Origin of the sequence: Nocardia sp. NPDC058497 (genome assembly GCF_042720195.1) — a bacterium.
Lineage (GTDB): Bacteria > Actinomycetota > Actinomycetes > Mycobacteriales > Mycobacteriaceae > Nocardia.
Genome location: NZ_JBHXMY010000257.1, coordinates 3,863 through 8,112, shown reverse-complemented (window position 1 = coordinate 8,112; position 4,250 = coordinate 3,863). Strand labels below are relative to the sequence as shown.

General features: G+C 69.7%; 4 protein-coding genes. 2 read left to right on the top strand and 2 right to left on the bottom strand.

Going from position 1 to position 4,250, the window contains the following annotated elements:
• Positions 1-376: 376 nt before the first annotated feature.
• Both ACFWPJ_RS18140 and ACFWPJ_RS18135 read right to left on the bottom strand, forming a co-directional pair.
• A complete protein-coding gene (locus ACFWPJ_RS18140; protein ID WP_378852743.1) occupies positions 377-1,651 on the bottom strand; it encodes a glycosyltransferase 87 family protein in 1,275 nt (424 codons plus the stop codon).
• Positions 1,644-2,129 carry a MarR family transcriptional regulator gene (locus ACFWPJ_RS18135; protein ID WP_378852741.1) on the bottom strand — a complete coding sequence of 162 codons (486 nt, stop codon included), beginning with the start codon at positions 2,127-2,129 and terminating at the stop codon, positions 1,644-1,646. The genes ACFWPJ_RS18140 and ACFWPJ_RS18135 overlap by 8 nt, the downstream gene beginning before the upstream one ends.
• On the opposite strand from ACFWPJ_RS18135, the gene ACFWPJ_RS18130 reads away from it, so the two are divergent.
• Entirely contained in the window at positions 2,101-2,652 is a 552-nt protein-coding gene (locus tag ACFWPJ_RS18130; protein WP_378852739.1) for a hypothetical protein, read from the top strand. The genes ACFWPJ_RS18135 and ACFWPJ_RS18130 overlap by 29 nt on opposite strands.
• Before the next feature lie 212 nt (positions 2,653-2,864).
• Positions 2,865-4,250, top strand: a 1,386-nt coding sequence (locus ACFWPJ_RS18125; RefSeq protein ID WP_378852737.1) for a tetratricopeptide repeat protein, incomplete at its 3' end; no start/stop codon positions are given.

The window sequence follows — 4,250 nt, the reverse complement described above, 5'->3', positions numbered from 1 at the left end:
TGCCGGTTTTTGGGGGTGGGGGTTATTGCCCCCCTCGGGAAACAAATTATGGCCCTTTTATATGTTGGGGGCCTTCTTCATATCCGGACACCATCCGCCTTGATGCACGCCGACGAGCGCGCGGAACCGATAAAGCTTCCGATCTAGCTGTAGGCCGGCGATCGGCCGTACTCGCTGAGCGCCGGACTGTCGTCCAGCAATACGCGAGGCGCGGACGAATCCCGTCTGGCGTTACCTCGCGATTCGCTGCGGAAAGCCGGGGAGTTGCGGCGGGTGAGGGTGCATAGGGCGAGCTGCGCGCCGGGTCCGAGGCTTCTCGGTCATACCCACGACGGACGTGCCGCCCTGACTACACCCTCGGCACGACCCTCACCCGCTATGCAGCGCGGGCGGGTTCCTCGACCTTGGCGGGCTCCGCCGCCGTATTTGCCGCAGGCCGCCGGCCGGTGAGCAGGAAAAGGGCGACCAGGGCTACGGCGAGCCAGACGTAGGTGTCGCCGACGAGGTGTTGCCACCATGCCCAGGAGGTCTCCCGGTGTTCGCCGTCGGGGAGGAAGCTGTGGGGGGCGATGACGAAGACGGCGGCGACTACGACTGCTGTGGCGTACCAGCCGCGGGCACTGCTCACGGGGAGGGTGCGGGCGTGGCAGACGATGGCGAGGAGGGCGGGGGCGATCCAGACCCAGTGGTGGGACCACGAGATGGGTGAGAGCAGGAGGGTGAAGACCGCGTTGAGGGCCAGGGCGATGGCGGGGGCGTCGGCGGCCTTGCGCATGGCGGCGACGACCAAGACAAGTAGGAGGGCGCCGAAAACGAGCCAGAGGGCGTCGAACGGGAGTCCGGTGACGTGCAGGCGGGCCAGGACGGCCTGAATGGACTGGTTGGTGTGGAACGGCGAGCCGCTCAGGCCCGAGACGCTGCCGAGGCCGCCGAACCAGTAGCGGGTGGACTCGCCGGGGAGCAGCGCGAAGGAGGCGATCGTGGCGATCGCGCCGGTGGCTGCGGCGGTGGCGGCGGCCTTGTAGTCCTTGCGGACCAGGAAGAACAGGACGAACGCCGCGGGGGTCAGTTTGATCGCGGCGGCGAGGCCGATGAGCATGCCGCGCGGGTAGCGGGTCTTGGGGAGCAGGCAGTCGGTGGCGACGAGCACCATCAACAGCAGGTTGACCTGGCCGAAGTCGATGGTCGATCGCACGGGTTCCAGCAGCATGGCCGCGGGCAGCGCGCACGCGGTCACCAGCAGCGCGGCCTGGCGGCTTTCGCGGTGGTAGCGCCGGGCGACGAGGAACAGGGTCCAGCCGAGCGCGGCGATCGACGCCACGACATAAAGGATCTTGGCCGCACCCCAGGACAGCAGCGCGAACGGCGCGAGTGCGATCGCGGCGAACGGCGGATAGATGAACGGCAGGCCGATCCCGGCGGAGGTCTTGGGCAGCTCGCCGTACATGTCGGCGCCGTCGCGCATGGCCTCGATGCCGAGGCGATACACCTGCAGGTCGATGAAACCGCCGGAATACTGCTCGAACGGCCAGAGCGGGATGCGCACGCACGCGATCGAGACAACGGTGAGCAGCACCGGCACCAGCCACCATGCTCGATTGATCGGGCGTGGGGATTGCCGCTGCACAGGGTGGGTGGTGTCACTACTCATCCGCGGCGACTATACCGACTCGCGTGCTATACCGCGTCATCGCCCGCCGACGGCGGTGACGTGCGCAATAGCCAGCCGGATGCCCGATCGGGCGTGGTCGCGGCGGTGCCGGGACCGACCGTGGGTCTGCGGGATGCCGGTCAGTCGCCGCGGTTGTAGCGGATGAGAGAGGACGCCATCGCCTCGACATCGGCGTCGGTCCAGTCGGCGAATCGGGCGGTGAGGCCTCCCGGCGGCGGCGCTCGGCCTCCTTGGCGACCGTCCGGCCCGCCGCGGTGGCGTGCAGGATGTGGTTGCGCCGGTTGCCGGGGTCGACCTCGCGTTCGAGGTAGCCGAGCTTCTCCAGGGCGCCGACCTGCCTGCTGACCGTCGATTTGTCGAGCAGGAACTGTTCGACCAGGTCGGTGGCCTGGCATCCGTCGCGCTCCAGGATCAGGGTCGAGGATGCTGTGACTCCGTTGCTGATGTGTCTCGGCATGGCCTTCGCGTATCTGGGCGCGTTCCACCAGCCGACGCCGAACCATCTCGAACTGGCCGTCGTCGGTGACTCCCCGCAGTCGATGGTGCTGGCGCAGACGATGAAGGACAAGGCCGGTGACGGCGTCGACATCATCACGGTGCCCACCCGCGAGGACATCATCCTGATCGGCATCGGGTTGCACACCTTCCTGAAGCTCTGGACAACACTCGCGCTCATCACGCTGTTCGTGATGTTGAACTTCACCACCTCGGGTGGCGTCTACGGGCCGCAGCTGCAGAACGGGTTCTTCGGTGCGCTGCATTCGTTCTGGAACGGCGCCGACTTCGTCGAGGGACTGCGCAGTCTGCTGTACTTCGACACTGCCGCCGGGTTCGGGGCGCGTCTGCTCGGACTGTTCGCGTGGCTCGCGGTCGGAGTGGTGCTCGTCGTGGTCGCCGGACGACACGAGGCACGCAACGCGCCCGCACCGGTCGCGCGCGCCGCGGTCGAGGAGGAGATCGGCGAATCGGTCGCCGTCTAGCCGACCGGCCGACGATCGACCGGCCACGCCCCGGCGAATCCCGTTGCCGACCATCCGGATCCGCGATCCAGGCCCAGGTCAGCTGGTTCGCCGGGGCGTTGTGCGGAAAGGGTCGCGGTATCGCGTAGACGCGAGTACGGTGTAGCGCGCAACCGCGGCCAGCGCCAGACGCCGCATTGGGGGGTCGAACGCGGAAAGGGTGGGCTGCACCGATGAATGATCCCGGCGCGCAACCTGCTGGCGATCTGATCCCGCTCGCACAGCGCTATACCAGCGCCGACCCGATCGACTGGTGTGGCGCGGCCGTGTATCCGATGTACGCCGAGGCACTGCCCGAGGGGACGACCGTGGTGCGAGTGCGGGCGGTGTCGGTGATGCCGCCCGCCGAGGTATCCGGTCTCGGTCTCGGGCTCACCGTGCAGCAGGGGCATGTCCGCCTCAGCGGGAAATCGTTGCAGGGCGTCGACATCTGGTATGACGCGCTCGCCGCCGGGGTCGACATCCCGGTGACCGCGGACGGGCCGGAGGCGCTGTTCACCCTCACCCCGGTCTGGGTGGCGGGGTCCGGGACACAGCAGTCCTGGACCGGCAACTACGGAATGGTCGTCGACCTGCTGCCCGGCCGCGCGGCGACGCTGTGGTGCAGTACCGGGCCCGGCACACCGGATTTCAACGAGCTCGTCGTGGAACTGACCACGGTCCCGGCGCCGGATCCCGCGCCGTTCGTGCCGCCACCCGTCTCGACCGCGGCGCCGTCGATCCAGGCCGCCACGCCGCATACTCCTTTCGCGCCGGTGACGATGCCGCCGACGCCGGCGATCACGGCCGCCATGCTCGCCAGTCCGCCGGATTCGGCCACCACGCCTGCCAGTCCGCCGGATTCGGCCACCCCGTACACCGGTCCCCCGGTTTCGACCGCCATGTCTGCCGGTCCGCCGGATTCGGCCGCCAGGCCACCGGCGGCCCTGGCACCAGCCGCCATTGCGCCCGCTGCTCCGGTGCAGCGCCCGGTACCGCCTGATCCCCCAGCACCAGCCGCCATGCCGCTCGTCGCTCCGGTGCAGCCGCCGGCCCCGCCTGATCCCCCGGCACCAGCCGCTGTGCCGCCCGTTGCTCCGGTGCAGCGCCCGGTGCCGCCTGCTCCCCCGGAACCTGCCGCCATGCAGCCAGTTCCACCGACCCCCGATGTGCCGCCCCCGAACTCGGCACCAGCCATCATGCAGGGACGTCGCTCGGCGCCGGCAGTCATGCCACCTGCGGCCAGCGCGCCGATCCTCCTGCCTGCCGATCCCCAGACACCCGTCCCGCCCGAGCTCCGGACAGCGAGCCACGCACCGCCGGCTCCCCCACCCATCCCGCCCGATCCCTCTGTCGAGACCACGCCCGGCATCGCACCACCGACCCTGCGCGCGCCGCAGACGTCCGGCGGGCAGGGGTTCGGGCGTGCGCTCTACGACCTGGGGACCGCGATGAACGAACGCGGTGAACACGATTCGGCGCGCACCCTGCTGACCCAGGCCGCCGAGGCAGGACACAGCGGCGCCGCCTCCGACCTCGGCGTGCTGCTTTTGCGCGCGGGTGACCGCGCGGGGGCCGAA